Source organism: Rhodococcus sp. ACPA1, from assembly GCF_002300195.1.
Lineage (GTDB): Bacteria > Actinomycetota > Actinomycetes > Mycobacteriales > Mycobacteriaceae > Rhodococcus_F > Rhodococcus_F opacus.
Genome location: NZ_NSDX01000002.1, coordinates 633,222 through 658,143, shown reverse-complemented (window position 1 = coordinate 658,143; position 24,922 = coordinate 633,222). Strand labels below are relative to the sequence as shown.

Annotated in this window: 24 protein-coding genes and 2 pseudogenes; 9 read left to right on the top strand and 17 right to left on the bottom strand. The window is 67.2% G+C overall.

The window, feature by feature from the left end:
- The first annotated feature begins 354 nt into the window (after positions 1–354).
- Together CJ177_RS09550 and CJ177_RS09545 are read left to right on the top strand one after the other, a co-directional pair.
- Entirely contained in the window at positions 355–558 is a 204-nt protein-coding gene (locus tag CJ177_RS09550; RefSeq protein WP_005241629.1) for a cold-shock protein, read from the top strand.
- A 147-nt stretch (positions 559–705) separates the two neighbouring features.
- Complete coding sequence (locus CJ177_RS09545; protein WP_061045071.1) at positions 706–1,641, top strand: DUF5677 domain-containing protein; 936 nt, start codon at positions 706–708, stop codon at positions 1,639–1,641.
- A gap of 301 nt (positions 1,642–1,942) precedes the next feature.
- Here CJ177_RS09545 and CJ177_RS47350 read toward each other — a convergent pair whose 3' ends face one another.
- Both CJ177_RS47350 and CJ177_RS48200 read right to left on the bottom strand, forming a co-directional pair.
- The gene (locus CJ177_RS47350; protein ID WP_179443165.1) at positions 1,943–2,158 is read right to left on the bottom strand and encodes a hypothetical protein; all 216 of its coding nucleotides are present in this window, start codon (positions 2,156–2,158) and stop codon (positions 1,943–1,945) included.
- A 37-nt stretch (positions 2,159–2,195) separates the two neighbouring features.
- Positions 2,196–2,414, bottom strand: a pseudogene (locus CJ177_RS48200) (STAS domain-containing protein); the annotation flags it as partial.
- A gap of 295 nt (positions 2,415–2,709) precedes the next feature.
- On the opposite strand from CJ177_RS48200, the gene CJ177_RS09530 reads away from it, so the two are divergent.
- Together CJ177_RS09530 and CJ177_RS09525 are read left to right on the top strand one after the other, a co-directional pair.
- Positions 2,710–3,000: an ANTAR domain-containing protein gene (locus tag CJ177_RS09530; protein WP_061045072.1), complete on the top strand. Its 291-nt coding sequence runs from the start codon at positions 2,710–2,712 to the stop codon at positions 2,998–3,000.
- The gene (locus CJ177_RS09525; protein WP_373560042.1) at positions 2,997–3,329 is read left to right on the top strand and encodes a WhiB family transcriptional regulator; all 333 of its coding nucleotides are present in this window, start codon (positions 2,997–2,999) and stop codon (positions 3,327–3,329) included. The genes CJ177_RS09530 and CJ177_RS09525 overlap by 4 nt, the downstream gene beginning before the upstream one ends.
- A gap of 582 nt (positions 3,330–3,911) precedes the next feature.
- Here CJ177_RS09525 and CJ177_RS09515 read toward each other — a convergent pair.
- The 4 genes from CJ177_RS09515 to CJ177_RS09495 all read right to left on the bottom strand — a co-directional run bounded on the left by CJ177_RS09515 (position 3,912) and on the right by CJ177_RS09495 (position 8,263).
- Positions 3,912–4,541 (bottom strand): sigma-70 family RNA polymerase sigma factor, encoded by a 630-nt coding sequence (locus tag CJ177_RS09515; protein WP_061696822.1) that lies wholly within the window; start codon positions 4,539–4,541, stop codon positions 3,912–3,914.
- Between the two features lie 475 nt (positions 4,542–5,016).
- On the bottom strand, positions 5,017–5,823 hold the full coding sequence (locus CJ177_RS09505; protein ID WP_095867629.1) for an ABC transporter permease: 807 nt from the start codon (positions 5,821–5,823) through the stop codon (positions 5,017–5,019).
- Positions 5,820–6,752 carry an ATP-binding cassette domain-containing protein gene (locus CJ177_RS09500; RefSeq protein WP_061696821.1) on the bottom strand — a complete coding sequence of 311 codons (933 nt, stop codon included), beginning with the start codon at positions 6,750–6,752 and terminating at the stop codon, positions 5,820–5,822. The genes CJ177_RS09505 and CJ177_RS09500 overlap by 4 nt, the downstream gene beginning before the upstream one ends.
- A gap of 260 nt (positions 6,753–7,012) precedes the next feature.
- The gene (locus CJ177_RS09495) at positions 7,013–8,263 is read right to left on the bottom strand and encodes an NAD(P)-binding domain-containing protein (RefSeq protein ID WP_095867700.1); all 1,251 of its coding nucleotides are present in this window, start codon (positions 8,261–8,263) and stop codon (positions 7,013–7,015) included.
- Positions 8,264–8,364: 101 nt separating this feature from the next.
- On the opposite strand from CJ177_RS09495, the gene CJ177_RS09490 reads away from it, so the two are divergent.
- Positions 8,365–9,231: a GNAT family N-acetyltransferase gene (locus tag CJ177_RS09490; RefSeq protein ID WP_095867628.1), complete on the top strand. Its 867-nt coding sequence runs from the start codon at positions 8,365–8,367 to the stop codon at positions 9,229–9,231.
- A 25-nt stretch (positions 9,232–9,256) separates the two neighbouring features.
- Complete coding sequence (locus CJ177_RS09485) at positions 9,257–9,787, top strand: DinB family protein (protein WP_095867627.1); 531 nt, start codon at positions 9,257–9,259, stop codon at positions 9,785–9,787.
- Positions 9,788–9,888: 101 nt separating this feature from the next.
- On the opposite strand, the gene dnaJ is transcribed toward CJ177_RS09485, so the two are convergent.
- The 4 genes from dnaJ to CJ177_RS09465 form a co-directional block, all read right to left on the bottom strand.
- Entirely contained in the window at positions 9,889–11,058 is a 1,170-nt protein-coding gene (gene dnaJ / locus CJ177_RS09480) for a molecular chaperone DnaJ (RefSeq protein WP_095867626.1), read from the bottom strand.
- 85 nt (positions 11,059–11,143) lie between these two features.
- Complete coding sequence (gene grpE, locus CJ177_RS09475; protein ID WP_095867625.1) at positions 11,144–11,806, bottom strand: nucleotide exchange factor GrpE; 663 nt, start codon at positions 11,804–11,806, stop codon at positions 11,144–11,146.
- Positions 11,803–13,650, bottom strand: coding sequence for a molecular chaperone DnaK (gene dnaK, locus CJ177_RS09470; RefSeq protein ID WP_005241600.1), 1,848 nt, complete (start codon positions 13,648–13,650; stop codon positions 11,803–11,805). The genes grpE and dnaK overlap by 4 nt, the downstream gene beginning before the upstream one ends.
- A gap of 249 nt (positions 13,651–13,899) precedes the next feature.
- On the bottom strand, positions 13,900–14,229 hold the full coding sequence (locus CJ177_RS09465) for a VOC family protein (protein WP_005241599.1): 330 nt from the start codon (positions 14,227–14,229) through the stop codon (positions 13,900–13,902).
- Between the two features lie 291 nt (positions 14,230–14,520).
- Between CJ177_RS09465 and CJ177_RS09460 the strand changes: the two genes are divergently transcribed.
- Together CJ177_RS09460 and CJ177_RS09455 are read left to right on the top strand one after the other, a co-directional pair.
- A complete protein-coding gene (locus tag CJ177_RS09460) occupies positions 14,521–14,808 on the top strand; it encodes a hypothetical protein (RefSeq protein ID WP_025432506.1) in 288 nt (95 codons plus the stop codon).
- Between the two features lie 173 nt (positions 14,809–14,981).
- The gene (locus CJ177_RS09455; RefSeq protein WP_005241597.1) at positions 14,982–17,045 is read left to right on the top strand and encodes a transglycosylase domain-containing protein; all 2,064 of its coding nucleotides are present in this window, start codon (positions 14,982–14,984) and stop codon (positions 17,043–17,045) included.
- A gap of 245 nt (positions 17,046–17,290) precedes the next feature.
- On the opposite strand, the gene CJ177_RS09450 is transcribed toward CJ177_RS09455, so the two are convergent.
- Both CJ177_RS09450 and CJ177_RS09445 read right to left on the bottom strand, forming a co-directional pair.
- Positions 17,291–18,046 carry an ABC transporter permease gene (locus CJ177_RS09450; protein WP_005241594.1) on the bottom strand — a complete coding sequence of 252 codons (756 nt, stop codon included), beginning with the start codon at positions 18,044–18,046 and terminating at the stop codon, positions 17,291–17,293.
- On the bottom strand, positions 18,043–19,107 hold the full coding sequence (locus CJ177_RS09445) for a daunorubicin resistance protein DrrA family ABC transporter ATP-binding protein (protein ID WP_025432505.1): 1,065 nt from the start codon (positions 19,105–19,107) through the stop codon (positions 18,043–18,045). Before CJ177_RS09445 ends, CJ177_RS09450 begins: the two co-directional genes overlap by 4 nt.
- Before the next feature lie 282 nt (positions 19,108–19,389).
- Between CJ177_RS09445 and CJ177_RS47345 the strand changes: the two genes are divergently transcribed.
- Positions 19,390–20,019, top strand: a complete 630-nt coding sequence (locus CJ177_RS47345; RefSeq protein WP_179443186.1) for an alpha/beta hydrolase — start codon at positions 19,390–19,392, stop codon at positions 20,017–20,019.
- A gap of 340 nt (positions 20,020–20,359) precedes the next feature.
- On the opposite strand, the gene CJ177_RS09435 is transcribed toward CJ177_RS47345, so the two are convergent.
- The 5 genes and pseudogenes from CJ177_RS09435 to CJ177_RS09415 form a co-directional block, all read right to left on the bottom strand.
- Positions 20,360–20,980: a class I SAM-dependent methyltransferase gene (locus tag CJ177_RS09435; RefSeq protein WP_179443185.1), complete on the bottom strand. Its 621-nt coding sequence runs from the start codon at positions 20,978–20,980 to the stop codon at positions 20,360–20,362.
- Between the two features lie 302 nt (positions 20,981–21,282).
- On the bottom strand, positions 21,283–22,218 hold the full coding sequence (locus CJ177_RS09430) for a YncE family protein (RefSeq protein ID WP_257014450.1): 936 nt from the start codon (positions 22,216–22,218) through the stop codon (positions 21,283–21,285).
- A gap of 179 nt (positions 22,219–22,397) precedes the next feature.
- Complete coding sequence (locus tag CJ177_RS09425; protein ID WP_095867624.1) at positions 22,398–23,183, bottom strand: GvpL/GvpF family gas vesicle protein; 786 nt, start codon at positions 23,181–23,183, stop codon at positions 22,398–22,400.
- On the bottom strand, positions 23,180–23,545 hold the full coding sequence (gvpJ, locus tag CJ177_RS09420; protein ID WP_095867623.1) for a gas vesicle protein GvpJ: 366 nt from the start codon (positions 23,543–23,545) through the stop codon (positions 23,180–23,182). Before gvpJ ends, CJ177_RS09425 begins: the two co-directional genes overlap by 4 nt.
- A gap of 112 nt (positions 23,546–23,657) precedes the next feature.
- Positions 23,658–24,358 (bottom strand): annotated as a pseudogene (locus CJ177_RS09415) (GvpL/GvpF family gas vesicle protein).
- Between the last annotated feature and the right edge of the window lie 564 nt (positions 24,359–24,922).

Sequence of the window (24,922 nt, the reverse complement as noted above, 5' to 3'; positions counted from 1 at the left end):
ATGTCTCGTCGAGGCCCGGCGCGCGATCGGCGCTTGGTGCCGCGTGTCAGGCGGCGGGTTCGAGGGTGTCGAGATTGACGACGGTGTGGTCCTGGCCGCGGAACGTTTCGTGGTCTTTGACGGTGCCGCGCACGCTACGGGTATCGAACCGACTGTGCGGTACCAGTCCGTATCGCGCCCGAGCCGCAGACGACCCCGCGCACGCCCCGCGCTCGCGAGCGGGTGCGCATGTTCCTGGGACCTTTGCCTCTACACACAGGTGGCACTCTTCTGCGATCGTTCGGACCGAGGACGTGTTTGAGATCGGCCCTCGGTGGGAGGTGCCGGTTCACCGGCGGCAGGGAGTGAACGACGATGGCGCAGGGCACGGTGAAGTGGTTCAACGGCGAGAAGGGTTTCGGATTCATCAGCCCCGACGACGGCAGCGCGGACCTCTTCGTCCACTTCTCCGAAATTCAGGGCAGCGGGTACAAGTCGCTCGAGGAGAATCAGAGGGTGGAGTTCGAGGTCAGCAGGGGGCAGAAGGGGCTTCAGGCGCAGAATGTGCGCCCTGCCTGAGCCGATCGGCGCCGTGCGGCGAGCTGACGTCCTCGAGCGGGAAGGCCCCCTCGTCGCCGGCCTGGAAACTCATGAGATAGCGAGGATCGCCCCGAGCGGACCACCGAGCCGTGTGCGTGCCACGGAGCGTCTGACGTGATGAGCCCGATGCCGGAAGACACTGACGGACCGATTCATCGCTGGACGCCCCTGGACGTGCGGATCGAGGCGGTGGAACGTTTCGCGGACTGTACCGAACATGTGCTGACTGTCGGCGACCTGCAGTGGGCCGACGTCGAAAAGGACTACCGGCTGTTGGCCGTCAACAATTCCCTTCGTCGCCAGCAGGAAAGCATTCGAGCCGCCGTACTGCTCAGCCGACACGACTTGGGTCATCTGGCCGTGGCATTTGTTTGCGCGGCCCTCGAGGACGTGATGCATCTCGGGTTCTTCGCGTCTCTCGACCTGGAGGAGTCCCAAGAGTTGTTCGTGTCGATGGGCAACTTCGACTCCCTACGGGCACTGCTCGCGCAGCGAAACTATGTCGGGGACAAGGAGATGGCGCGGCTCTGGTATCCCAAATACTTCCTCGAGTGGGCAGTTGCCAAGAGCGAGGAGTCCAGAGCTGTGCTGAGGGTGTTGAAGAAGCAGTACGGGTGGTCGGGCGGCATCGTACCGACGGGGGTGTGGGTCGCGGACCGTGTCGGTCAACGCGAGCTGTATGACTACCTGTACGCGGCGTCGAGCCGGGCGCTGCACTTCTCGGTCGGCGAGATCATGCGCCGTGGCTGGGTAGAAGCGACCGGAATGCTGGTCACGGACAAGCCTGCGTTTCGTGAGCACCTCGCCTCCTTCGCCCTCGACCGATTGTGGCGGCTGTACGTCGAAACCTGGCGGGTAGCCGTACCGATGTTGGACAGGGCCGGAATCAGTAGCGACGGCTCACTCGAAGACGACGAAATAGTGACCGCCGTCGCTCGTCTGATGGAGACGAGCGCGGTTCCCCTCGTCCATGCTCGTGAGTGGCCTATCCCCCCAACGACCGCCCCACCTGACAATTTCATCCCGTCTCATGTCGGCCACACCACTGTGCTGGACCGATAACAGCACCGACGAGCCTGGACTCGACGGGCTCACCACAGTCGCCCGATTCGGGGCCCAACGCTTCCGACGCGCCGGGAATCGTGGCACCACATGACTGGCCGGGGTCTCGTCTTCCGGAAACGGGTTCGTGTGGGCGGCCGGCCTACCTGGGAAGTCCCGTCGCGGCACCGAGGACGAATCGCCCCGGGCACCAGAGCCGTCGCCGGTCGTCGATCTGCTCGCCGGCCTCGCCTGCCTTCCCGGCTCCACCGCCGACACCGGCGAGCGAGCCGGAGGCTGTGCTCTACACCGACGGATCCACCTAGCCGATGATCCGGCATGTGTCAGCGCGGTGGATCCCGGCCCCGGTGCACCGGCTGACCGTTGTCGGTTCTGCGTCAACCCGGTCCGGCAGCGCCCGGACTTCGAGCGTCATGGTCACGCTGTCACCGGAAGTGTGTTCGACGATGCTCGGCGCGATTTCGGCGACAGCGGACTCGAACTCGATGCGCCGGCGCACGTCCAGCGGGTCGTGCACCCACAGGTCCGCGAGGAGTTCGTGGAAACCTCGTCCAGGCTTTCCGGGCGGCCTCGAGATCGGAGATGAGTGCCCCGAGCCCCGAGGAGTCGATGAAGTCGGTGGCGCTGAGATCGGCCACCACGCGGGTCGTTCCGCCGTCGACTGAGTCGCGCAACAGCTCTCGCAGGCGGGGTGGTGCAACAATGTTCAGCCTGCCGGCCGGACTCACTACAGCCACACCCCCTTCCGTAGTCGTCGTGGACCCCGGCGGCAATCGACGACAACGAGAACTCTCGACCCGTACCTCGTGTCGTCGAGTCACCACCAGGGTTCCCAGGTGGCAATCGCCGAACGATTCGTCATTTCGAACGGCGTCGGTGAACTGCGACGCGTGGCACATCGTGGCCGGATGCTGAATCTCGTCGTACCACGCGCCTAGGTATGACTAGGTGAATGTCGGTGTTCTCCGGTCGTCTCGCCGACGACTCTGAAGAGAGAACCCGCCGCGCCGGCGGTGATGCGTGGCCGCCCAGGCCGCCTGGACCGCGTACGCCGCGAAAGGACTCTCCGTGCCAACTGACACCGCTGCGACAGACGGACGGGACCCTTCGGACAACGCGCGGGCACAGCAACTGTCCGCCGCGGCAACACTCCTGGCCGAGCATTATGGTTGCGGCCAGGATGCCGCCTTCGATGCTCTCCTCGACATCGCCCGCCGCAACCACGCCAGCGTAGCCAACGCGGCCGAGCACGTCCTGTCCCGGCCATCGGCCGTTGACGGCCGGAGAGAGCAGCAGGAACCTCACATTGCGGTCCCCCCGCAACGTGCGGTGCCCACGACGCCGGCAGAGTTCGAATGAACACGATGCCGCATCCGCCGCCCCTCATCGATTCCCCCACGCGCAGGGACAACGTCACACGCGATTCCGGTGACTGGCAGGCACGTGCCGCGTGCCGTGGAAACGATCTGGCAGTGTTCTTCTCACCCGACGCTGAACGCGGCCACGCCCGCAACCGGCGCGAAGCACAGGCCCGGCAGATTTGCCTGCCCTGCCCCGTGCTCGAACAGTGCCGCGATCACGCGCTCGCGGTGGGTGAACCTTATGGTGTGTGGGGTGGCATGACGGAAACGGACCGACGAAGGCACACCAAGCGACTCCACCGCGGTGAGCGCCGACCACTCGGTTAACAGCACCCCACCCCGTGACCGACCGTACCGCGATTACGACGGTCGGCATCGACTCTTCAGCCGCCGACCGGTCGCAGACCGGTGCGGCGTCGAGGACGGCGATCTGCTGTACGTCTCGGGCGAGCGCTGTACGTCACACGTCGAATCCGTAGTCGTCCAGCGGAACCGCAGCACCCCCCGCGTGCACGGCCCGGGCACGAACCACTTGCCTCGGCTACTGCCGACGGTCAGTGCGTCCATTCTCGATCTTCTCCGTCTGATCTGGTACCCATCCCCACGGATCAAGGAGTCACCATGACCAACCCCAACGAGTTCGAAAACCCGGCGACGGATCGGACGGACGCAACGCCACAGGCTGCGGCGCCCACGTGTTGCAGCACCGAACGACAAGCAACCTGCTGCGATCACAGTGAGAAGTCGACGTGCTGCGGTGCGGCGGCGACGGCGGGCGGCGGATGCGGCTGCCGGTAGCCGTTCATTCGGCAACAACGGCGGTGCGGTGCGAGCGAAGGTGTACTCGCACCGCACCGCCGTCTGTACGCGGTGGCGTGCGATCGCTGTCACGAGAGCCGGTGTGCCGGTCTACCGGTCGTCCGAGGGTGTGGCTCCGCAGGCGCAGGATCCGCTGCGGGGCTGGTAGTCGTGCACGTGACCGGTCCGGTCCTGGCTGATCTGACAGCAGGCGTGCAATTGGGCCTGGAGGGCGGCGCGGCCGCGTTGAACGCGGGATTTCATCCCGGACACCGAGATTCCCGCCTCCCCGGCGGCCGCGGCGTGGGTTCGGGCGTCGAGGTCGACCATCTTCACCGCCGCGGCCTGCTCGGCGGGCAGCCTCGAGAGCATCGGCACCAGGCAGGAGGCGAGTTCCTTCTGCGCCGTCTCGTCGTCGTCCGGTTCGCCGTCGAGTGGGTTGTCGGGGACGGTATCGACCGCCAGCTCGCGCCGATGGGGCGCGGACCGGTAGTAGTCGGTGATCGCGTTGCGGGTGATGGCATACATCCACCCCAGGAGGCGGTCCTGCTCGCGCAGGTTGTCCAGGCTTTTGGCCATCCGCAGGAACACGATCGACAGAATGTCGTCGGCGTCCTCGGGTCGCGAGACCCGGCGGGCGATGAAGGCCCGCAAGTCGCTCGAGAAGCGGCGCCAGAGCTGGTCGAGATCAGCTGGTGCCGACTGCGGTGTCGTCGCGGTGGTGGCCGTGTCCTCGTTCATGATCTGTGGTTCCTCTCCGTCTTACAGGATCCCCGCCCCGAGGCGCGGTGGCGACCCCCTGGGTCAGGGTCCTTCCAGAGGTACGGACGACAGTGACCGTCATCGGACGCACCTGCGTCCGAATCCGAAGTTCCTCGTCTGTATGGGTGTCGATGTCGATTTCGGATTCTCCGGTTCGACGTACCAGTTGAAGCGCGGTGAGGAGGTGAGAGCGATGCTGACCACACATCTGTTGTCGGGTTTGACCAGCGAAGAGGTCGATCTGATCGTGGCGGAGGAACTGCATCTGCTCGACGCCGCCGCATGAGCGCCGTCGACGCCCGCTCCGGGCGCATCCGCTGACCACAGCACACCAGCCGGGCCCCTACCGTCTCTACGGGTAGGGGCCGGAAGAATGCCCGGATCCGCACGAGGAGCGCACACCAGAACCCGCCCCGTCTCTCCCTTGTGGGGAGAGGCGGGGCGGGTTCGTTGTTCAGCGGGTGCGTGCCGACCGAACCACGCGGGTGAAGGCGGGCACGGCGGTCACCAACGCCCACAACCCGATCGCCGCAACCAGGGCTGCGGCGGTGTCGCCGGCGGTGGCGGTGCCGAGGACGTGGCCGCGCAGGGCATCGGTGGCGTGCGCGACCGGATTCACCGTGGCCATGGCCTGCATCCAGCCGGGCATGGTCTCGATCGGCGCGAACGCACTCGAGATGAACATCAGCGGCATCATCACCATCATCCCGGCGAACTGGACCACGTCCGGCCGTCGGAGCCGGTCCCCGATCAGCCCGAACAGGGCGCTCATCGCCCCGGCCAGCACCACCAGCACGATGACCGCGGCGACGGCATCACCTGCGGTGCCGTGGAACTCGAAACCCAAGGCCACGGCGGCGATCCCGAGCAAAGCAGCCCGGGCGAGGGTGAAGACGGCCTCGTTGATGGTGCGAGCCACCCCCGGCAACGCCGCCCGCATCGGCAGGGCCGCGAACCGGTCATGCAGGCCGTTGGTGTGATCGATCGCGGCGGACACTCCGGCGTTGGTGCCGGCCATCACGGTGGAGACGGCGAGCATCGCGGGAGTGAGGAAGACGATGTAGCTGACCCCGGCCGGGAAACCCGGTCCGGCGGCGACGCTGCGGAACACCTGACTGAACAGCACCAGCATCGCCATCGGCATGGTCAGCGAGAACATCAGCAACTGCGGAACACGGGAGCTGGTGCGCAGGTTCCGGACGGTCAGGGCGGCGAGCTGGTCCAAGGCCGAGGGGCGCCCGATCGCAGTGGTGGTGGTCATTTGTGGGCTCCGGTGGTGTGGGTGAGGTGGGTGAAGACGTCGTCGAGGCTCGGTGAGGTCACGTCCAGGTCGGTGACCTCGATGCCGCGGTCGTGCAGGTCTGCGACCAGCGTGATCGCGGCGGGGGCGTCGTCGACGGTGACCGACACCCGAACCCGGTTGTCGTCGACCCGCGGATCGGTGTCCGGGATGAACGGCAGCGCGGTGAGCTGATGGGCGGGGACGGTCGCGCTGACGACCTTGCCGCCGACGATCCGTTTCAGCTCTGCGGGGGTGCCGCGGGCGGCGACCCGGCCCCGGCGCAGGACCACGATGTGGTCGGCGAGCCGGTCCGCTTCCTCGAGGTACTGGGTGGTGAGCACGACCGTGGTGCCCGCCTCGGTGAGCTCGTCGACGACGTCCCACAGCCCGGCGCGGGCGATCGGATCGAGGCCGGTGGTCGGCTCGTCCAGGAACAGCACCGACGGGGACCCGACCAGGCTCGCGGCCAGATCGATCCGGCGGCGCGAGCCCCCGGAGAGTTCCCCGACTCGCCGAGTTGCGTACTCGTCCAACCCGAGCCGGTCGATCAGAGCGTCCGCTCGTGCGCGGGCGGGGGTGCGGCGCAGCCCGGTCAGGCGGCCGATCAGCTCCAGGTTCTCTCGGGCGGTGAGGAATTCGTCGAGGCCGGCGTATTGGCCGGTCACCCCGATCCGGCGGCGCACCTGGTCGGCGTCGGCGACGATGTCGAGGCCCTCGATCTGCACGCGGCCGACGGTGGGACGCACCAGGGTGGTGAGGGTGCGGATCAGGGTGGTCTTGCCGGCGCCGTTGTGGCCGAGCACCCCGAGCGTGGTCCCTGCGGCGGCGGTCAGGTCGACGCCGTCGAGTGCCCAGGTTTTGCCGTAGGCGACGTGCAAATCTTCGACCACGACGGCCGGGGCGCTCATCGCACACCCCTGAACCGGTAAGGGGCGGGGCGGGTTATCGGGTGGGTGGTCATCGGAAGTTCCTCTCGGAGGGTGTGCTCCCACCCGGTGGTGAGTGGGAGTCCGCTTCCTCAGACGAACCAACCTCGAGTTGGACGCACCTGACGCAGAACTAGGTCAGGGACCGGTGCCGATCTTGCTGCGCCGGCAATGCGGGATGCCGGGTGAGCGGCCAGAGACGGGAAGGAGCACTGTTCGATCAGCTGCGGCACGAGGCGCGGTCAGGCAGGCACCCCGGCGCCACCGCAGACGCCGGTCTCGGGCAACGTGAGTTCGACGCGGGCGGCGGCGTCGTGGTCGCCGGCCAGGGCGGCGGCGATGCTGCGGACCTGCTCGTACCCGGTCATCGCCAGGAACGTCGGGGCGCGGCCGTAGCTTTTCATCCCGACCAGGAACACATTCGGCTCCGGATGGGACAGTTCGGCGACCCCGTGCGGGTAGACGGTGCCGCAGGAGTGCACGTTCGGGTCGATCAGCGGCGCCAGCTCGACCGGGGCCTGCAGCACCGGATCCAGGCCGAGGCGGATTTCCGAGAGCCAGGACAGGTCGGGCCGGAACCCGGTGAGCACCACCACCCGATCGACGTCCTCGATGCGGGCGCCGGTGTCTGAGATCAACGCCACCCGGCCGCTGTCGCCGTCGGGTTCGATGGTGGCGGTGTGGAATCCGGGAACCACCGTCAGCAGTCCGGCGTCGACCGCCCGCTTTGCGCGTAGGCCGAGGGCGCCGCGGGCGGGCAGCTGGTCGTCCTCGCCGCCGCCGAAGGTGGAGCCGACGTCGCCGCGGCGCAGCACCCAGCTGATCCGGGTGCCCGGGCTCTCCAGATTGGCCAGCGCCACGATGGCGGTCAGTGCGGAGTGCCCGCTGCCGGCGATCACGATGTGCTTGCCCGCGTACCGGGTGCGCACGTCGGGGTCGTCGATGTTCGGGACCCGGTACTCGATCACCTCGGTGGCGGCGCGCTCGCCGAGGGCGGGCAGGCCTTCACCACCGAGCGGATTGGGGGTGGTCCATGTGCCGGAGGCGTCGATGACAGCCTGCGCGGTGATGCGGTCCTCGGTGCCGTCGGCGCGGCGGATGTGCACGGAAAGGGGTTCGGTGTCGCGGCCGGCGTCGACGACCCGGTCGCGGCCGCGGCGGGCGACGCCGATCACCTCGGTGCCCAGCTGCACGATGTCGCCGAGGGCGGCGGCGAGGGGTCGCAAGTAGTTCGAGGTCCAGTCCTGGCCGGTCGGGTACGCGTCGTCGTCCGGGGCCACCCAGCCGGTGGCATCGAGGAGGCGGCGGGCGGCGGGGTCGATCAGCTCAGCCCAACTGGAGAACAGCCGCACGTGGTTCCACTCGGAGATCGCCGCACCGGCTACCGGACCGCGTTCGAAGACCTGCGGGGTCAGGCCGCGCTCACGCAATTGGGCCGCGGCGGCGAGGCCGATGGGTCCGCCGCCTACGACGACTACGGGCAAGGTGTTCATCTCGATCATCCTTTCATCGACGTTCATCGATCCTTTGAACGGAGAGTATCGATGCACGTCGATGAATGCAACCATCGATGAATGTCGATATAATTAAGGACATGACTTCCCTGGACATGCCGGCCGTCCGCCCCGCCGCCGATCAGGTGGATGCGTTGGCGCCGGAGGACGCGGTCACCTACGCCGGCTGGTTCGCCTGCCTCGCCGACCCCACCCGGGTCCGGCTGCTGCATCAGGTCGCCTCCCGGCCCGCCGGGATCACCGTGGGCGCGCTGGCCGAGGCCCTGGGCATCGGGCAGCCCACCGTCTCGCACCACGTCCGCAAGCTCGCCGATGTCGGGTTCGTCACCGTCCACAAGGACCGCACCAGCAGCGTCGTCGTGGTCGACCCGGCCTGCTGCACCGGACTCCCGCACGCCGCCGATGCGGTGATGGGGGTGCTGACCCCGCGACCGTGCTGCCCGGACGACCTGCCCGGCGACGTGACCGTGCGCCCCATGCGTGACGAGGATTGGGAGGCGGTGCGCCGGATCTACGGCGAGGGCATCGCGACCCGCACCGCCACCTTCACCACCGAGGTCCCCCTCCAGACGACTCTCGATGGACTGTGGCTGCCCGGGCATCGGTGGGTCGCCGAGATCGACGACGTCGTGGTCGGCTGGGCGGCGCTGACCCCGACCTCCGGGCGGGACTGCTACCAGGGCGTCGCCGAGAACTCGATCTACGTCGCCGACGGTATGCGCGGTCGCGGCGTCGGCAAGGCCCTGCTGCGCACCCAGGTCATCGCCGCCGACGAGGCCGGAGTGTGGACCTTGCAGACCTCGATCTTCCCGGAGAACCGGGCCAGCATCGCCCTGCACCACTCCGCCGGATTCCGCACCATCGGGGTGCGCGAACGCATCGCCCAACTCGACGGCATCTGGCGCGACACCGTCTTCCTCGAACGCCGCTCCCCCGTCGCCGGATAACCCTCCGAATCAGCTGGGGCGCATCATGTCCGAGCAGCCACCTGTCGATCGTGCCGCGATCGCCGCGGACCTCGAGCGCGCCCGCAGCGTGCTGCACGAGTTGCTCGACGCCGCGAGTTCCGTCGAGCTCTCGCGGCGTTCATCCGGTACCCGGTGGACCAACGAGCAGCTGCTGTTCCACATGATCTTCGGCTACATGGTCGTTCGCCGGCTACTCCTGCTGATCCGGATGTTCTCCCGGTTGCCCGAGGGGGCGAGCCGACGGTTCGCCCGCGCGCTCGACACCGCCACCCCAGTCTTCGACGAGGTCAACTATCGAGGCTCCGCCCTGGCGGCGCGCGTCTACAACCGACGCCGGATGGGCCGCCACTTCGACCGCCTCATTGCGTCGCTGCAACGTTCCTTGGCCCGGGAAACGGACGGGAACCTGCACCGTGGCATGCACTTTCCAGTCCGCTGGGATCCGTTCTTCGACGACTACATGACCGCCGAACAGCTCTACCGCTACCCTGGCCTGCACTTCGACTTCCACCGCCACCAGCTCACCCTCGACTGAATGTGTATCGAGGTTACGGGGATGCTGGTCGGAGATGTCGATCCCGAACTCCTTTCGCAGCACCCGCTGAGGACCGAGGCATGTTCGGGTCGTTCCCGACATCACTGACCCTCGGCCCAGCCGGCGCGGGGGTCGAATCCTCCTGTTTCCTCTGCCCGGGCGTACGCCCGCAGCGCCTCAGCGGCTTCGTGGCCGAGATCGGACGGAACCACGACCTCCACGGTGACCAGCAGATCGCCGGCCGCGTCGCCGCGGCCGGGCACCCCGCGTCCGCGCAGCCGGAACGTTCTCCCGGACTGGGCGCCCGGCGGGACCTTCATACTGACCTGGCCATCGAGGGTGGGCACGGACAGCATTGTCCCCAAAGCTAGTTCGGCAAACGACACGGGAACGGTGACGGTGAGGTCATCGCCGCTGCGGGCGAACACAGGGTCCGAGTCCACGCGCACGGTGACGTACAGGTCCCCCGACGGCGCCCCGCCGAGACCAGGTTCACCCTGCGCCGGTAGCCGGATGCGTTGCCCGTCGCTCACCCCGGGCGGAACATGGACAGAGATGGCGCGGGTGCGGTCCCCGATCCCGGCGCCCTGGCAGTCCGGGCAGGGCGTGTCGACGACCGATCCCGTGCCCCGGCAACCGTCGCAGGGTTCGCTGAACCCGAAGTCGCCCTGCGTCCGGTTACGCGTCCCGATGCCGTGGCAGTGGGGGCACGTCCGTTGCCCGGTTCCCGGTCGAGTGCCGGAGCCGTGACAGCCGGTGCACACCATCGGCCCACTCACCCTCAGCGGCAACACCATCCCGGCGACCGCCTCCCGGAACGACAGCCGGGTCTCGGTCTCGACGTCACTGCCCCGCCTCGGCCGGGCCGACGCAGTTCGGGTTCCGGCGCGCCGGAACAGGTCCCCGAGCACATCACCGACCCCGCCCAGAGGATCGCCCACGATGAAGGGTGAACCGCTCCCGAACAGGTCCCCGAAGTCGAAGCCGCCCGACCCGGCGCGAGGAGGAAATCCCGTCCCGGTGAACGCCCCGGGTCGGAGCAGCTTGCGCATGCGGTCGTATTTCTTGCGTGTGGCGGGGTCCGAGAGCACCGCGTACGCCTCGCTGACCGCCTTGAACCGTTCCTCCACCTCGGTGTTGTGCGGGTTGGCGTCCGGATGCAACTCCCGCGCCAGCTTGCGATACGCCTTCTTGATCTCCTCGGCCGACGCCGTCGAAGGGACACCCAGGGCGGCGTAGAAGTCATGGTCGAGCCATTCCTGCTGCGACACTTGGCATCCTCCTTCCCTCTGCGGGCAGCTGTCCGAGAGCGCCGTGCGCTCCGAGACCGGCGCCGTCAGGCTGTTGGTCGGTATCTCAGCAATCGCCGGCCGGTGCCGTGCCCGTGACGTTCCCCGGCGGAGCCAGCTCCTCGACGACGGTGACCGTCGCGGTCCGCAGCACCTTGTGGTCACCGAATGTGTAGCCGCGTCGCAACACCCGGTCTACGACGGGATCACCCCCGGTGCCTGCGTGCTGGACCGCTTCGTGCAGGGTGGGATCGAAGCGCTCGCCCTCTTCGCCGAATGCGGCCACTCCGAGGCCGCTCAGGATCGCACCGAGCTTGGCCGCGATCGCCCGCAGTGGTTCGTTTTCGAGGTCGCCGTGCTCGCGGGCTCGGTCGAGGTCGTCGAGGATCCCGAGAAATTTCGCCGCCACCGACGCCGTCGCGGCCTCCACGGCCGCGTACCGGTCGCGTTCGATCCGGCGTCGGTAGTTGGTGTACTCGGCTTGCACCCGCTGCAGATCGGCGGTCAACTCCGCCACTCGATCTGGGTGTTCGCCCGCGGTCCGGTCACCGGGGTGCATCTCGGCGTCCGGCGTGGTCGGGTCGGGTTCCCGTTGTGGGGTCGGGGTGACAGGCTCGCTCGGGGTGTGCCCGCGTACCCGGCCGGTCTCCGGATCGACGCGGCGTTTGTCGGTGATCGAGATCGGTTCCCGCGGCGGCTTGTCGCCGTTGCGGCGCTCACTGCTACTCATCGGGTGTCCTCCCGTCCAGGTTCGTCCACCACCTCAGCGTCGAAGACTTCACCGGTGCCTTCAGAGGACCCGTTCCCCCCGCCGGGGGCGGCCGAGTCCTTCGCCTGCGCGTCGTAGATCGCCTGACCCAGGGCCTGCGAGTCGGTGGTCAGTTTTTCGATGGCTTCTTTGATGGCCGCGACGTCGCTGCCTTTCAACTTCTCCTGGGCATTCGTGATCGACGACTCGACCTTCTCCTTGACGTCGGCGGGAACCTTGTCCTCGTTGTCCCTGATGAATTTCTCGGTCTGATACACCAGCGACTCGGCCTGGTTGCGGACCTCCGCTTCCTCCCTGCGTTGGGCGTCCTCCGCAGCGTGAGCCTCGGCGTCCTTGATCATCCGGTCGATCTCCTCCTTGGACAGACCGGACCCCTCCTGGATCTTGATCGTGTTCTCCTTACCGGTGCCCTTGTCCTTCGCGGTTACGTGCACGATGCCGTTGGCGTCGATGTCGAAGGTGACCTCGATCTGCGGCACCCCCCGCGGGGCGGGCGGAATCCCCGCCAGTTCGAACGAGCCGAGCAGCTTGTTGTGCGAGGCGATTTCGCGCTCACCCTGGAACACCTGGATCTGCACCGAGGGCTGGTTGTCGTCAGCGGTGGTGAAGGTCTCGGAACGCTTGGTCGGGATGGTGGTGTTGCGCTCGATGAGCTTGGTCATCACGCCACCCTTGGTCTCGATGCCGAGGGACAGCGGGGTGACGTCGAGGAGCAGCACGTCCTTGACCTCGCCCTTGAGGACGCCGGCCTGCAGGGCGGCGCCGACGGCCACGACCTCGTCCGGGTTGACACCCTTGTTCGGTTCCTTTCCGCCGGTCAGCTCGCGCACCAGATTTGTCACGGCGGGCATGCGGGTGGAACCACCGACCAGCACGACCTGGTCGATGTCCTTGACGGAGATCTTCGCGTCCTTGATCACCGATTGGAACGGGGCCCGGGTGCGGTCGAGGAGATCGGACGTGATCTTCTCGAACTCGCTGCGGGACAACTGCTCGTCGAGGAACAGCGGGTTCTTGTCCGCGTCGACGGTGATGTAGGGCAGGTTGATCGACGTGCTCTGCGACGAGGACAGTTCGATCTTTGCCTTCTCCGCGGCCTCACGGAGACGCTGCAGGGCCATCTTGTCCTTGGTCAGATCGATGCCGTTCTGAGCCCTGAACTTGTCGGCCAGCCACTTCACGATCCGGTCGTCCCAGTCGTCACCACCGAGGTGGTTGTCGCCGGACGTGGCCCGAACCTCGACGACGCCCTCGCCGATTTCGAGCAGCGACACGTCGAAGGTGCCGCCACCGAGGTCGAAGACCAGGATGGTCTGTTCCTTCTCGCCCTTGTCGAGGCCGTAGGCCAGCGCGGCCGCGGTGGGCTCGTTGACGATGCGCAGGACGTTGAGGCCCGCGATCTGGCCGGCTTCCTTCGTGGCCTGACGCTGGGCGTCCTCGAAGTACGCGGGGACGGTGATCACGGCGTCGGTGATGTCCTCGCCCAGATACGATTCCGCGTCCCTCTTCAGTTTCATCAGCACCCGGGCACTGATCTCCTGCGCGCTGTATTTCTTGTCGTCGATCGCCACATGCCAGTCGGTGCCGATCTCCCGCTTCACCGAGCGCACTGTCCGGTCGACGTTCGTCACCGCTTGGTTCTTGGCGGGCTGGCCGACCAGCACCTCACCGTTCTTCGCGAACGCCACCACCGATGGCGTCGTGCGCGCACCCTCCGAGTTGGCGACCACCACCGGGTCGCCGCCCTCCAGTACACACACCACCGAGTTCGTGGTCCCCAAATCGATACCCACCGCGCGAGCCATGACCGCCTCCAGCACCACACCGGGCGGGTGTGGCGCTTCGGCCGATTCGCTCGGCATCACACCCACCGAACTCGAGTGTTATCGACTCAATTTTCCCCCCGGTAGAAATCGAGGTCAAGGCGAAGAATTGAGCGTAGAACGCTCAACATTCTGCGTGTTTGCTCGGCGTCACAGCACCACCACCTCGATCTCCTCGACGAACTAGCCACCGGAGACCGCGCCGCCGCTCGCGCCCGGCAACGCCGGCGTCTATCGGCCGCGCAGCCCGATCGGGTTGCCGTCGGCATCGGCGAGCACGCATATCCGCGTCTCGGGTGCGACTTGACGTGGCGCGTTGCGCTCGGTTGCGCCGGCGGCAAGCAGAGTTTCGCGTGTCGCGTCGAGATCCTCGACGTCGGCGAAGGCAACCGGTCCGGCGGTCTCGTCACCTGGATTCAGGGCGACCTCGAAGCCGTCCACGTTATACCCGACGTAGTAGGACTCGTCGGTGTGAGGTGCGCCGAGCAGCGCGGTGTAGACCGCCTTGGCGGCGTCCAGGTCGGACACGGGGATCACCAGGCTGCGGATCGTGGGGCTCATGTTCGTCTCCTCGGGCTACGGCGGTCATCGGCGACCGCCTCGTCGGCGATGGCAACCACGCTATGTGCGCGCGAGGGCTGGCGCTTCTCGATTCCTGACCGTTCTGCCACGGCGTGGTCCGCCACAGCGTATCGACGCACGCAGGCTCCAGTGACGTTTCGGCCGGCCGTTCGGCGTGGTCGCTGATCCGCCACCCCTTTGAGGTGGCGGATCGTCCACCCGTTCACCGCCTTTGATGCTCTGACCCCGGAACCCGTCAGGGAACTCGCTATCGGTGTTACCTTGAGCCCTGTGTGTGGCGGTCGGCAATCCTCGCGGCGGCGCACGGCGCTGCTCACCGTGCTCGCGGTGATCGCCGCCGAGCTGATGGTCCTGCGGATCGGCCACATTGCCGCGGCGCTCGATGTGCACGAGACGCTCCCGGCGCCCGGTGCCGACGCGCTCGCGCGGCGCCGCACGCCGGGGCGCGGTGCCGTCGGTACACCGCTGTCCCTGCCGGGCCGCGCCCGGGCACCGTCATCGACCTCGGCCGTGTCCCCCATGCCCGTGCGGAACAGCACGTGTGTGCTGCGGGTGTGACCGACCGGCACCGGCTACCGTCCCATCATCGGATCTGACGCCACAGCCACCCTCTCGTGACCGCCACGGGCACGCGCGCCACACCTCTCCCCCGACCGTGCCGCGTGGCCCGATTATCGTTCCAGCACCGGTAGATTCGTTCCGGTGCGCCCCGTCGGAATGAGGTGCCGTAATTGCATTCCAGGACCGTTCTCAAACTCGCCGGCGCCACCGTGGCCGCGGGGGTAATGCTGGCAGGGGTGATGTTCCCTGTCGCCGCCGGGCTGGGGTACGCATCCAACCGTGCCGCCGACAGCGTCGGTAATTCCTCAGCCGAACTGGCCGACGGAGTGGTGCCGGCTGTGACGACCATGACCGACATCACCGGGAACCCGATCGCCTGGCTGTACGACCAGCGCCGATTCGAGGTTCCCAGCGACCAGATCTCCAACGAGATGAAACTGGCGATTCTCTCCATCGAGGACAGACGGTTCGGCGAACATCAGGGGGTGGACTGGCAGGGCACGATGCGGGCGTTCTTCACCAACACCACCAGCGGTCAGATCGAACAGGGTGCCTCGACCATCAATCAGCAGTACGTGAAGAACTATTTGTTGCACGTAGTCGCCAAGACCGACGCCGAACGCCGTGCCGCGATCGAGACCACGCCGGTCCGCAAGATCCGGGAGATCCGGATGGCGATGACCCTCGATCAGGAACTCTCCAAAGAGGAAATTCTCACTCGGTATCTGAACCTGGTGCCGTTCGGCAACGGTTCCTTCGGGGTGCAGGACGCCGCCCGCACGTACTTCGGCATCGACGCCAAGGACCTGAACCTGGCGCAGTCGGCGATGCTCGCGGGCATGGTGCAGTCCAGCTCCGCGCTCAACCCCTACACCAACCCCGAGGGGGTGTTCGAGCGCCGCAATGTCGTTCTCGACACCCTGGTCGTAAATGTTCCGGATCGGGCCGCCGAGATCCGCGCCCTGAAGGAAACGCCGCTCGGGGTGCTCCCGAAACCGAACAACCTGCCCCGCGGATGCATCGCCGCCGGCGACCGCGGGTTCTTCTGCGACTACGCGTTGCAGTACCTCCAGACCGCCGGGCTGTCCCGGGAGCAACTCGAAAAGGGCGGATACCTGATCCGCACCACCCTCGATCCGGCCGTGCAGGGATCGGTGAAGGCGGCGGTGTCGACCTACGCCGACCCGAAACTCCCGGACATCGCGAGCGTGATGAACGTCGTGCAGCCCGGGCAGGACCAACACCGGGTCCTGGCCATGGCGGGCAGCCGCAACTACGGCCTGGACGCAGCCGCCGCGGAGACGGTGCAGGAGTTGCCCTATTCACTGTCCGGGCACGGCGCCGGATCGGTATTCAAGGTCTTCACCACCGCAGCAGCCATGGAGAAGGGGTTGCGGCTCAACGCGATCCTCGACGTGCCCGGACGGTTCGACGCCCGCGGGATGGGTGACGGCGGTGCCCCCGGGTGCCCGGCGGCGACCTACTGCGTACAGAACGCCGCCCCGTATCCGCGGGCACTGTCGGTCACTGATGCCCTCGCCCAGTCCCCGAACACCGCGTTCGTGAAGCTTCTCCAGGCCACCGGGGTGGATGCGACGGTGGACATGGCAGTGCGCCTCGGCATGCGGTCCTACACCGAACCGGGCACCTCCGGGTTCGGGGACCAGAGCCTGGCCGACATGCAGAAGGACCAGAATCTGGGGTCGTTCACCCTCGGCCCGGTGTGGATCAATCCGCTCGAACTGTCGAATGTCGCCGCGACCCTGGCCTCACACGGCAAGTGGTGCCCACCGACCCCGATCGACTCCATCGTCGACCGCGAGGGCAGGCCGGTCCCCCTCACCCAGCAAGCCTGCGAGCAGGTCATCGATCCCGGCCTGGCCGACACCCTGTCCAACGGGCTCAGCAAGGACGACCTGCCCGGTGGCACGGCGTCGGCGGCGGCCGCCGCCGCGGGGTGGAAGCTGCCGATGTCCGGCAAGACCGGGACCACCGAATCGCACATGTCGTCGGCCTTCATCGGGTACACCAACAACCTGGCCGGCAGCGTCTACGTATTCGGGGACTCACCGACTCCAGGACAGATTTGCACCAGCCCGCTGCGCTCGTGCGGGGACGGCAACCTGTTCGGAGGCACCGAGCCGGCCCGCACCTGGTTCACGGCGATGATGCCGATTGCGAACAACTTCGGCCCCACCACCCTGCCTCCGATCGACCCGCGCTACGCCCGTTGACCGGAGGGCCGGCGGGCGGTCCCTCCAGCGCTCTTGTGCAGATGGGAGAACACTGACGGCGAGCAGGATCTCACCTGCCTCCTTGTGTAACGCGGGCGGGTGCCCGTGCGGTAACGCAATTGCCTCACCGGCCACGTCGGTCGTGTTTCGCGCCGGTGGGGTCTCTCCCCGGGTGGAGACGCGGATCTCGACTCGGTCGGCAAACCCACGCGCACATCGACTTCCAGCAGTGCGTGTGCGCTCGGTCAGGCGTTTTCCTTGCGGAAGGTACGGGTTCCCCACCACACCGCGGCGACGAACAACACCACCGCCCACGCGGTTCCCCACACAATCGCGGAGTTCGCGAAGTCACCGAAGAACGAATCCCGCACGGCGTCGACGACATGGCGGATCGGCATGAAATCGCTGGCCGTCTGCAACCAGGCAGGACCGATCGTCATCGGCAACAGAATTCCGGACAATAGCAACACCGGCATCATCACCATGTTGATCACCGGAGCCATCACGTCTTCGCTCTTGGTGGTCAAGGCGAATGCATTCGACGCCGCCGCACAGGCCCCGCCGAGCAGCAACGTGAGCAGCACCCCGAACACGATGCCCCGCAACGACGCCTCCATACCCATCACGAAGCCGAGCAACACCAAGATGATCGCTTGCACGAACAACTGGAGCAGGTCCCGACCCAGTCGCCCGACCAGTAGCGCGGTGCGACTGGCCGGAGTCACCCGCTCCGCCTCGATAACGCCCTCCCGCCACTCCCCGATCAGGCTGAATCCGGCGAAGAACGCACCGAAGATCCCCAACTGCACCAGCATGCCCGGCACGAAGAACGTGTACGCGTTGTCCACTCCGAACTGACCCACCAGCGGAGTCAGCAACGGCCCGAACAGCAATAGGTACATCACCGGCTGCAGCAGACCGATGATCACCCAGGCGGGGTTGCGCAGATTCATCCGCAGCTGGCGCCGGAAGACGATGAAACTCTCACGGACGAACGTCATCGGCCTGCTCCTGGAGTGGTCAGTGCGGGGGTGGGGGTGGACTCGGATTCAGGGTCCCCGGTAGCGGCATCGGAGGCGGCGGTGTCGGCGTCGCGCAGGGACCGACCGGTCAACGTCAAGAACACGTCGTCGAGGGTCGGCCGATGCACCTCGATCGAAGCCAGGGTCACGTCGGTGCGGTCGAGGTCGCGCAGCAGTCCCGGGATCGCGCGCCCGGCACGCTGGACCCGACCACGGACATGATGGCCGTCCACCTCCACACCGGCCAGACCGTGCCGCGGCGCCTCGGCGATCGTGCCCAGCTTGTCTCTCACCAGCGGCACCATGTCGAGGTCGGCAATTTCGAGGTCGACGAGATCGCCGGCGACCTGCGCCTTGAGGTTCTCCGCGGTGTCCGAGGCAACGATCCGACCACGGTCGATGATGATGATCCGGTCGCTGAGGGTGTCGGCCTCGTCCAGGTAATGGGTGGTGAGGAAGACCGTCGCACCACGGCGGGTCCGCAGCTCGGAAATGTGCTCCCACAGGTTCGCCCGCGCCTGAGGATCCAGGCCCGTCGTCGGCTCGTCGAGGAACATCAGGCTCGGCTCGTGAATCAGGCCCATGACAATGTCGAGTCGGCGTTTCTGCCCACCCGACATCGTCTTCGGCATCCGTTCCCACAGCCCGTCCAGCTGCAATTGCGAAAACAACTCTCTGCCGCGGGTTTCGACCTCCCGCCGGGAGCGGCCGTAGAGCATGCCGTGATCCATCACCTCCTCCCCCGCCCGGGCGCCGCTGAAGACCCCACCGCTCTGGGAGACGTAGCCGATGCTCCGCCGCACCTGCGTGGATTCGCGGACCACGTCGTATCCGGCGACCGTGGCCTCGCCTGCGGTCGGCCGCAGCAGGGTGGTCAGCATCCGCAACGTCGTGGTCTTCCCCGCCCCGTTGGGTCCGAGGAACCCGACGACCTCCCCCTCGGCGACATCGAGATCCACCCCGTCGACGGCGCGGACTTCCGATTTCTCCCGCCCATGGCGGGTATGGAAGGTTTGGACGAGCCCACGTGCACGAATCACGACAAGCACTCTCCTCGAGGTCGGTCAGGCCAGTATTCAAAGATGACGGGTCGGGGCACAACCCGTTTTCGTTCTCTGCGTGATACAGACTCCTTCCGCGCACAGAACTAAGTGGTGCGGTCCGCGGGGACACCCGCCCAGGAAGCCGGCACGCTTGCCCGCCGCGTCCCCGGCGGAGCGGCCGGTGTGTGAGGGTCCGAGGGCAGCAGGCAAGAGAAACGCTCCGACAGACGTTCCGTCATCGAGGCACCGGGCGGGCTACTCGGCAATTATGTTTGAGGCATGAAGGCCTTCCTCGTCCTGCTGTCGGTGGTGCTCGCCCTCGTCGTGGTGGGCTGCTCCGGCAAGGACGACCCACCATCGACGGGCGGTGACACCGCCGGCACCAAGATCGAGATCGGCGGCGGCGACGCGTTGCAGTGGGGCAACGGTAAGTACGGAGTGGTGCTGGCCCACGGTGCCGTCTTCGACGCCGCCAGCTGGGAGGATCAGGCCACAGCAATCGCCGACCAGGGTGCCACTGTCGTCGCCGTCGAGGACATCGCGCCGGAGTCGATCGCGGCCGCCGTCGCGAAGCTCCAGGACGACGGGCACGCCGACGTCGCGCTGGTGGGCGGAAGTGCGGGCGCCGATGCGATCCTGCAACTTGCCTCCCAGCAGCCCGACCTCCCTGATCAGCTGGTGCTGCTCTCCCCCAACCGGGTTGTCGACGGCCTCGGCGGGGAGCCCAAGCTGTTCATCGCCAGCGAGGACGAGCCCGTCGCCCACGTGTCGCAGCAGCTCGCCGACGGCTCACCAGGCGTCGACAACGAGGTGATCCTTCTGCCGGGCTCCGCCCACGCTCAGAACATCTTCGCCGGCGAGAGCGGTGACGCGGCACTGCAAGCGATCCTCGAGCGGCTGGCCAACTGAGGACCTTCCGGCCAGGCAACGGCCCCCGAACTGGGAGTTCGTCAGATCGAGCCTCCCAGGAGAACCATGCCTCGGTTGGACATCGCAGGCCGTACCTAGAGAACTCGGGTCGATAACTGCGCGGCTGCGGCAGGTGGATCGGTGCCTCGTCCGACCGATGATTGCGACGGGTCCTACATCGGGTACTTCGAGACCCCGACGGACGCCTTCGGGAACTCGTATTCAACGCCCACACCGAGGCGGCCGCCTCACCTGAATAGCCGCCGAACTCGGACGGCGGCCGTTGCGCGCGACTGGCGGCTGCGTTCGGGTGTGCTCGCCGAGCGGACCCCGGGCGCGATCACGAGAAACGGCGTGCGGTGACTGCGCCGTGAGGCCTGTGACCGGTCCCCGTTCGTGTGTGCGTCTCGATCACCTCGAAGCCGGCCGTGACCAGCTTCTGGCTGAGTTCAGCCACTGGCCATCGATAGGCAGTGGTTACGGCGTGGTCGAAAGTCCCCACGGTTGCTCCTTCGAAGAAGCCCACCAACAACCCTCCGCCCGGCCGAATCACGCGCGCGAACTCGGCGAGCGGAGTCTGGATGTCCTGCGGACTGTGGTGAATGAGCGAGTACCAGGAAAGAACACCACCCAGTGATTCCGTCTCGGCGTCCAATGCTTCGAAGCCGCCGGCTTCGAACGAGAGGTCTGGATACTGCATACGAGCTCGTTCGACGAACTCAGGAACCAGATCGATCCCGCTCGCAGCCAGTCCGCACTCGGCCAAGAAGTCTGTCCACTGCCCCGGACCACACCCGGCGTCGAGCACGGGACCGGTCAGGGTGGCGGCCCAGCTGCTCACCAGGGCTCGATCTGATGGGTGTGTCGAAGTCACGGAGCCAAAGAGGTCCACGTACTCCCGAGATCTGGCCGAGTATGACTCTCGGACGGTGTCGCCTGGTCGGGCACTCGTGTTCGCCATGCCGTCAATGATCGTCGATGGCGTGCCCCATACCATCCATCCACTGACTACATCCTCCGGCGAGTCGTATCCCGGACTGCCAAATCTCACCCGACGGGGTACGGCCCCGTACCCTCCACGTTAAACGGTCCCCTGGACGGACCTCAATGGCCGGTTCGGGGCGGTTTTCGTCGAGTTGGGCGAGGTCGGCGGGATCCCGTGCGTGCCGTCGACCTCGCAGCGCGGACGCGCGGCCAGGACAGCTGTACGCATTAAATACTCTGGTAGACAGTACTTTTCGAAGCACCGAAACGGACCTCATGTCACCAGAACGTCCGGTATTGCATTCGATGATCGATCCGCCGACCGAGGAGGCGCGCGCCGTGGCGTACGCCGTGCCGTCCTAGGACGACCAGTACTGCCCGGAAGGCTTCGGCGAGGGCACTGGTGCTGCGGTTACGCTGGACGACTACGGATTCGGTTTCGACAACCGCTGGTCGCGTCCGACGAGTCGACCCCCGCTCCGCAAGGGATCGGGGGCCGTTCGCGTCATCCAGCGTGTCGGTTCGGTCAGGTGAGCACAGCGGCGGGTGCGCCGCCCGGTGCGCCGGTGACGGCATACCCGGCGCGTCGGCGTAGTCGGTGACGTACAGCGTTCCGCCGGTGTCCGGATCGGGATCGACGAGCAGGAATCGGTAGGGTCCGTACGACCGGGAGGTCGAGCCGTCCGGGTCGGTCACGAAGGTCCCGAGGACGGCGTATGTCGCGGCATCGACCACCGAGACGGTCCGGCCGTCCGCGCCGGAGACATACAGCAGATCGCCGTCCGCGCTGATCGCCACGTCTTGTGCTCCCTCGGGCAGCCGGACCGTCGCGAGCTGGGTCCCGTAGGTGGTACTGGACGGGTCGACGTCGATCACCGCGACGACCTCGTATCCGCCCGTCACACGCCAGAGCCGTCCGGTGTTGTCGGTGATGAACGATCCGGTGCCGCCGCCGCTGGCGCGCTCCACCGTGCTGACGTGGTACGTGGCATAGGCCCGGGTGCCGTCCGCGTTGACAGCGACACTGCTGGTGACATCGGTGAACTCGCTGCTCGAGCGGGTGAGGTCCCACACAGGTCCGACGGTGACCTCCGCCGTCCCGGTCATGGATTCGGTGTCGATCACGGTAACGGACGCGCCGCTCGTGCCGTACAGGTGACGGCCGTCCTCGCTGACGGCCAGATCGGTGACGTATCCGAGGGGCTGCGAGGTCACGACTCTGTTCGTGGCGGTGTCGATGACCGATACCGTGCCGTCCTCACCGCTGCCTCCGACAACCCTGGTGGCGCGTCGGACTGGATCGTGCCTCACCCGAAGGTCTTCCAGCGATACCGATCGGTACGTGCAGGGTGGGCACAGCCTCTGTGAACCCTGCACGACAGCAGGCCCTGTCGTCAGCCCTCCGGCTTCGGTGTCACCACGAAGTCGTAGGGGGCCATGGGGCCCAGGATGCGCATGGTGACCCGGTCCTCCCAACGCTCGGCCAGGTCGCCGACCGTCCGTTCGAGTTCGTCTTGCCGGTCGACCTCAAAGAGGACCGCGAGCTGGACGGCGTCCTCGTCGTGGGTGGGTTCGCGGACGGTGACGGTGTCGGTCAGCGGTGACAGCGCGCCGAGGGTGGTGCGGGTATCCGCGTCCCGTTTGGCCTCGAGGGCGTGGCCGATGATCTCCCCCAGAGCAATCCGGGCATCCCGGGTGAGCTCCTCGGGCTGGTCGCGGATCGTCTCGAGCAGGGAGGAAGCCTCCGGGCTCTCGTCGACGATCTCCCGAACGATGGCCTCGTCGACGTAGCGGCCCTTCACCATGTACTGGGCGAAGCCCTCGAGCTCATTCAGGGCGGAAGCGAACTCGTCCTCGTGTTCGGCGAGCAACTCGTTGACTACCGCATCGCGATCGGACACGACGGCACCGAACCGCAGCGGCAGCACCGGGGCGACGTGCGCGGTGCCGTCGAGGATGTGGGCGTGGGCCTGCAGATCCGCGGGGGTGCCCAGCCGTTGGTCCGGGTCGATCTCGCTGACCAACGCCGCGATGTCGCCGTGGGTGACAATCTCGATCGGGGCATCGTGGACACCGGTGGCGTCCTCTTCGGGTTGCACGTCCGCGGGCACGATGCCGTACACGTAGATCACGGCCGCCGGAGCCGCCTCTTCGATGTCGGTGTCGTCGGCGGAGGTCATTTCCGCCTCCGGCGGGGTGCGGGTTCGCGTTCGCTTCCCGATCCGCTGAGCAGCTCACCAAGCGTCTCCCCCACGCCCTCGAGGACGCCCTTGGTCTTGGACTTCGTGCTGCCGCCGCCCTTGACGTCGGACACGAGATCGGACAGGCCCTTCGGTTCACTGCCGATCGCGAGCCGGTTCGCCGCCTCGGCGAAGCGCAGGTAGGTGTCGACGCTGGCGACCACGATGCGGGCGTCGATGGTGAGCAGTTCGATACCGACGAGCGAAACCCGCACGTAGGCGTCGATGACCAGGCCCTTGTCCAAGATGGTGTCGATGACGTCGGCCAGGCTGCTCGAACTCGGACCTCCCGCTGTGGTCATTGCTTCGCTCCTCGCTCCCCGGCTGCCGCCCGTCCCGAACCTTCGTGTGCGGTCGGCTCGGCGCCGCGGCCAGCTCGCCCGCGGGCATACCCGAAACGGAGGCCCGCGCGAACTACCCGACTACCCGGAACGGCCGGAGTTCAATCCACCAAAGACCGCTGGGGACTGGGTCATTCGGCGGGTCTGCCATTTGCGAAACGGTCCGACCGGTCGGCTCCTCGGCCAGGGCTCCCACCACATTCTCGAGCTCTTCCTGCCGGGCGACCTCGACAAGAACGGCCACCCGCGCCGCATCATCCTCCTCGTGCGTGGGTTCCCGCACATTGACCAAACCGGCCAACGACGTGAGCGCCTCGACGACCTTCGCGGTGTCTTCGTCCCGCTGGGCCACGATGGCGTTGCTCACGATCTCGCCGAGCGCCATCCGGGCATCGCGGGTGGCATCCTCGGGCTGATCGCGGACGGTGTCCCGCAGATCGCTTGCCTGGGCGTTCTCGTCGATCACCTCACGCAGGATCGCCTTCTCGACGTGCCCCTTCACGACGTACTGCGCCGACCCTCCAATTCCTGCAAAGCCGCGGCGAACTCGTCGGCGTGCGCCGCGAGCAGCTCCTCCTCGACGGCGGTGTCATCGGTCATGACCGCTCCGAATCGAAGCGGGAGGACCGGTGCGACACCCGACGTGCCGTCCAGCAGGTGCGCGTGGGCTTGGAGGTCCTCGGGTGTGCCGAGGGGTCTGTCCACCGAAATCTCTGACGAGCCGGCCTGGCCGGGGTGTTCCTCGACGGCCGCCCGAGCAGCCTCGTCGGTCACCCCGGTACCGGGGTGATCGTCGCCGCGGTTGCGGCGGTACTGGTGGCAATCGCGCTACTGGCACTGGCCGTCGCGTCGCGTCGCAGGATGAGGGCAGCAGCACCGTGGGGTCGACCTCGGTCCCGTCGCCGTCCGCTCCTGCCCCGAGCAGCAGCCTCGCCCCTGCAGCGACGCCGCGGCCACGATGTTCAGCTCCGAACCGATCGCCCGGGCACTGGAAATTGTCGCGCCGACCGACAACTCACCGGGCGGAAGCGTGGGGGACGGGAACCAGGGAAACGGAAACGGGGGCAACGGCAATGGCGGCCGGAACGGCGGCGGAAACTGAAATCACGAGGAGTGGGTGTCGCCGCTTCCTCGGGGTGCCCGGATGGTCAATTGGGCCCCTGACGGCACTGGCGCTCGGGATCACACTCCACAGGCGATCACCTCACGATCGTCGCGCTGACATATCCCCACCCGTCCGCCGAAATTAACCATCCACCAATTGGTTCGGCCCGCCGCCGCGCTTCCGCCATCGAGGAGCACCAGGGGTCCTCGAATCTCATCGATCTCCTTCACCAG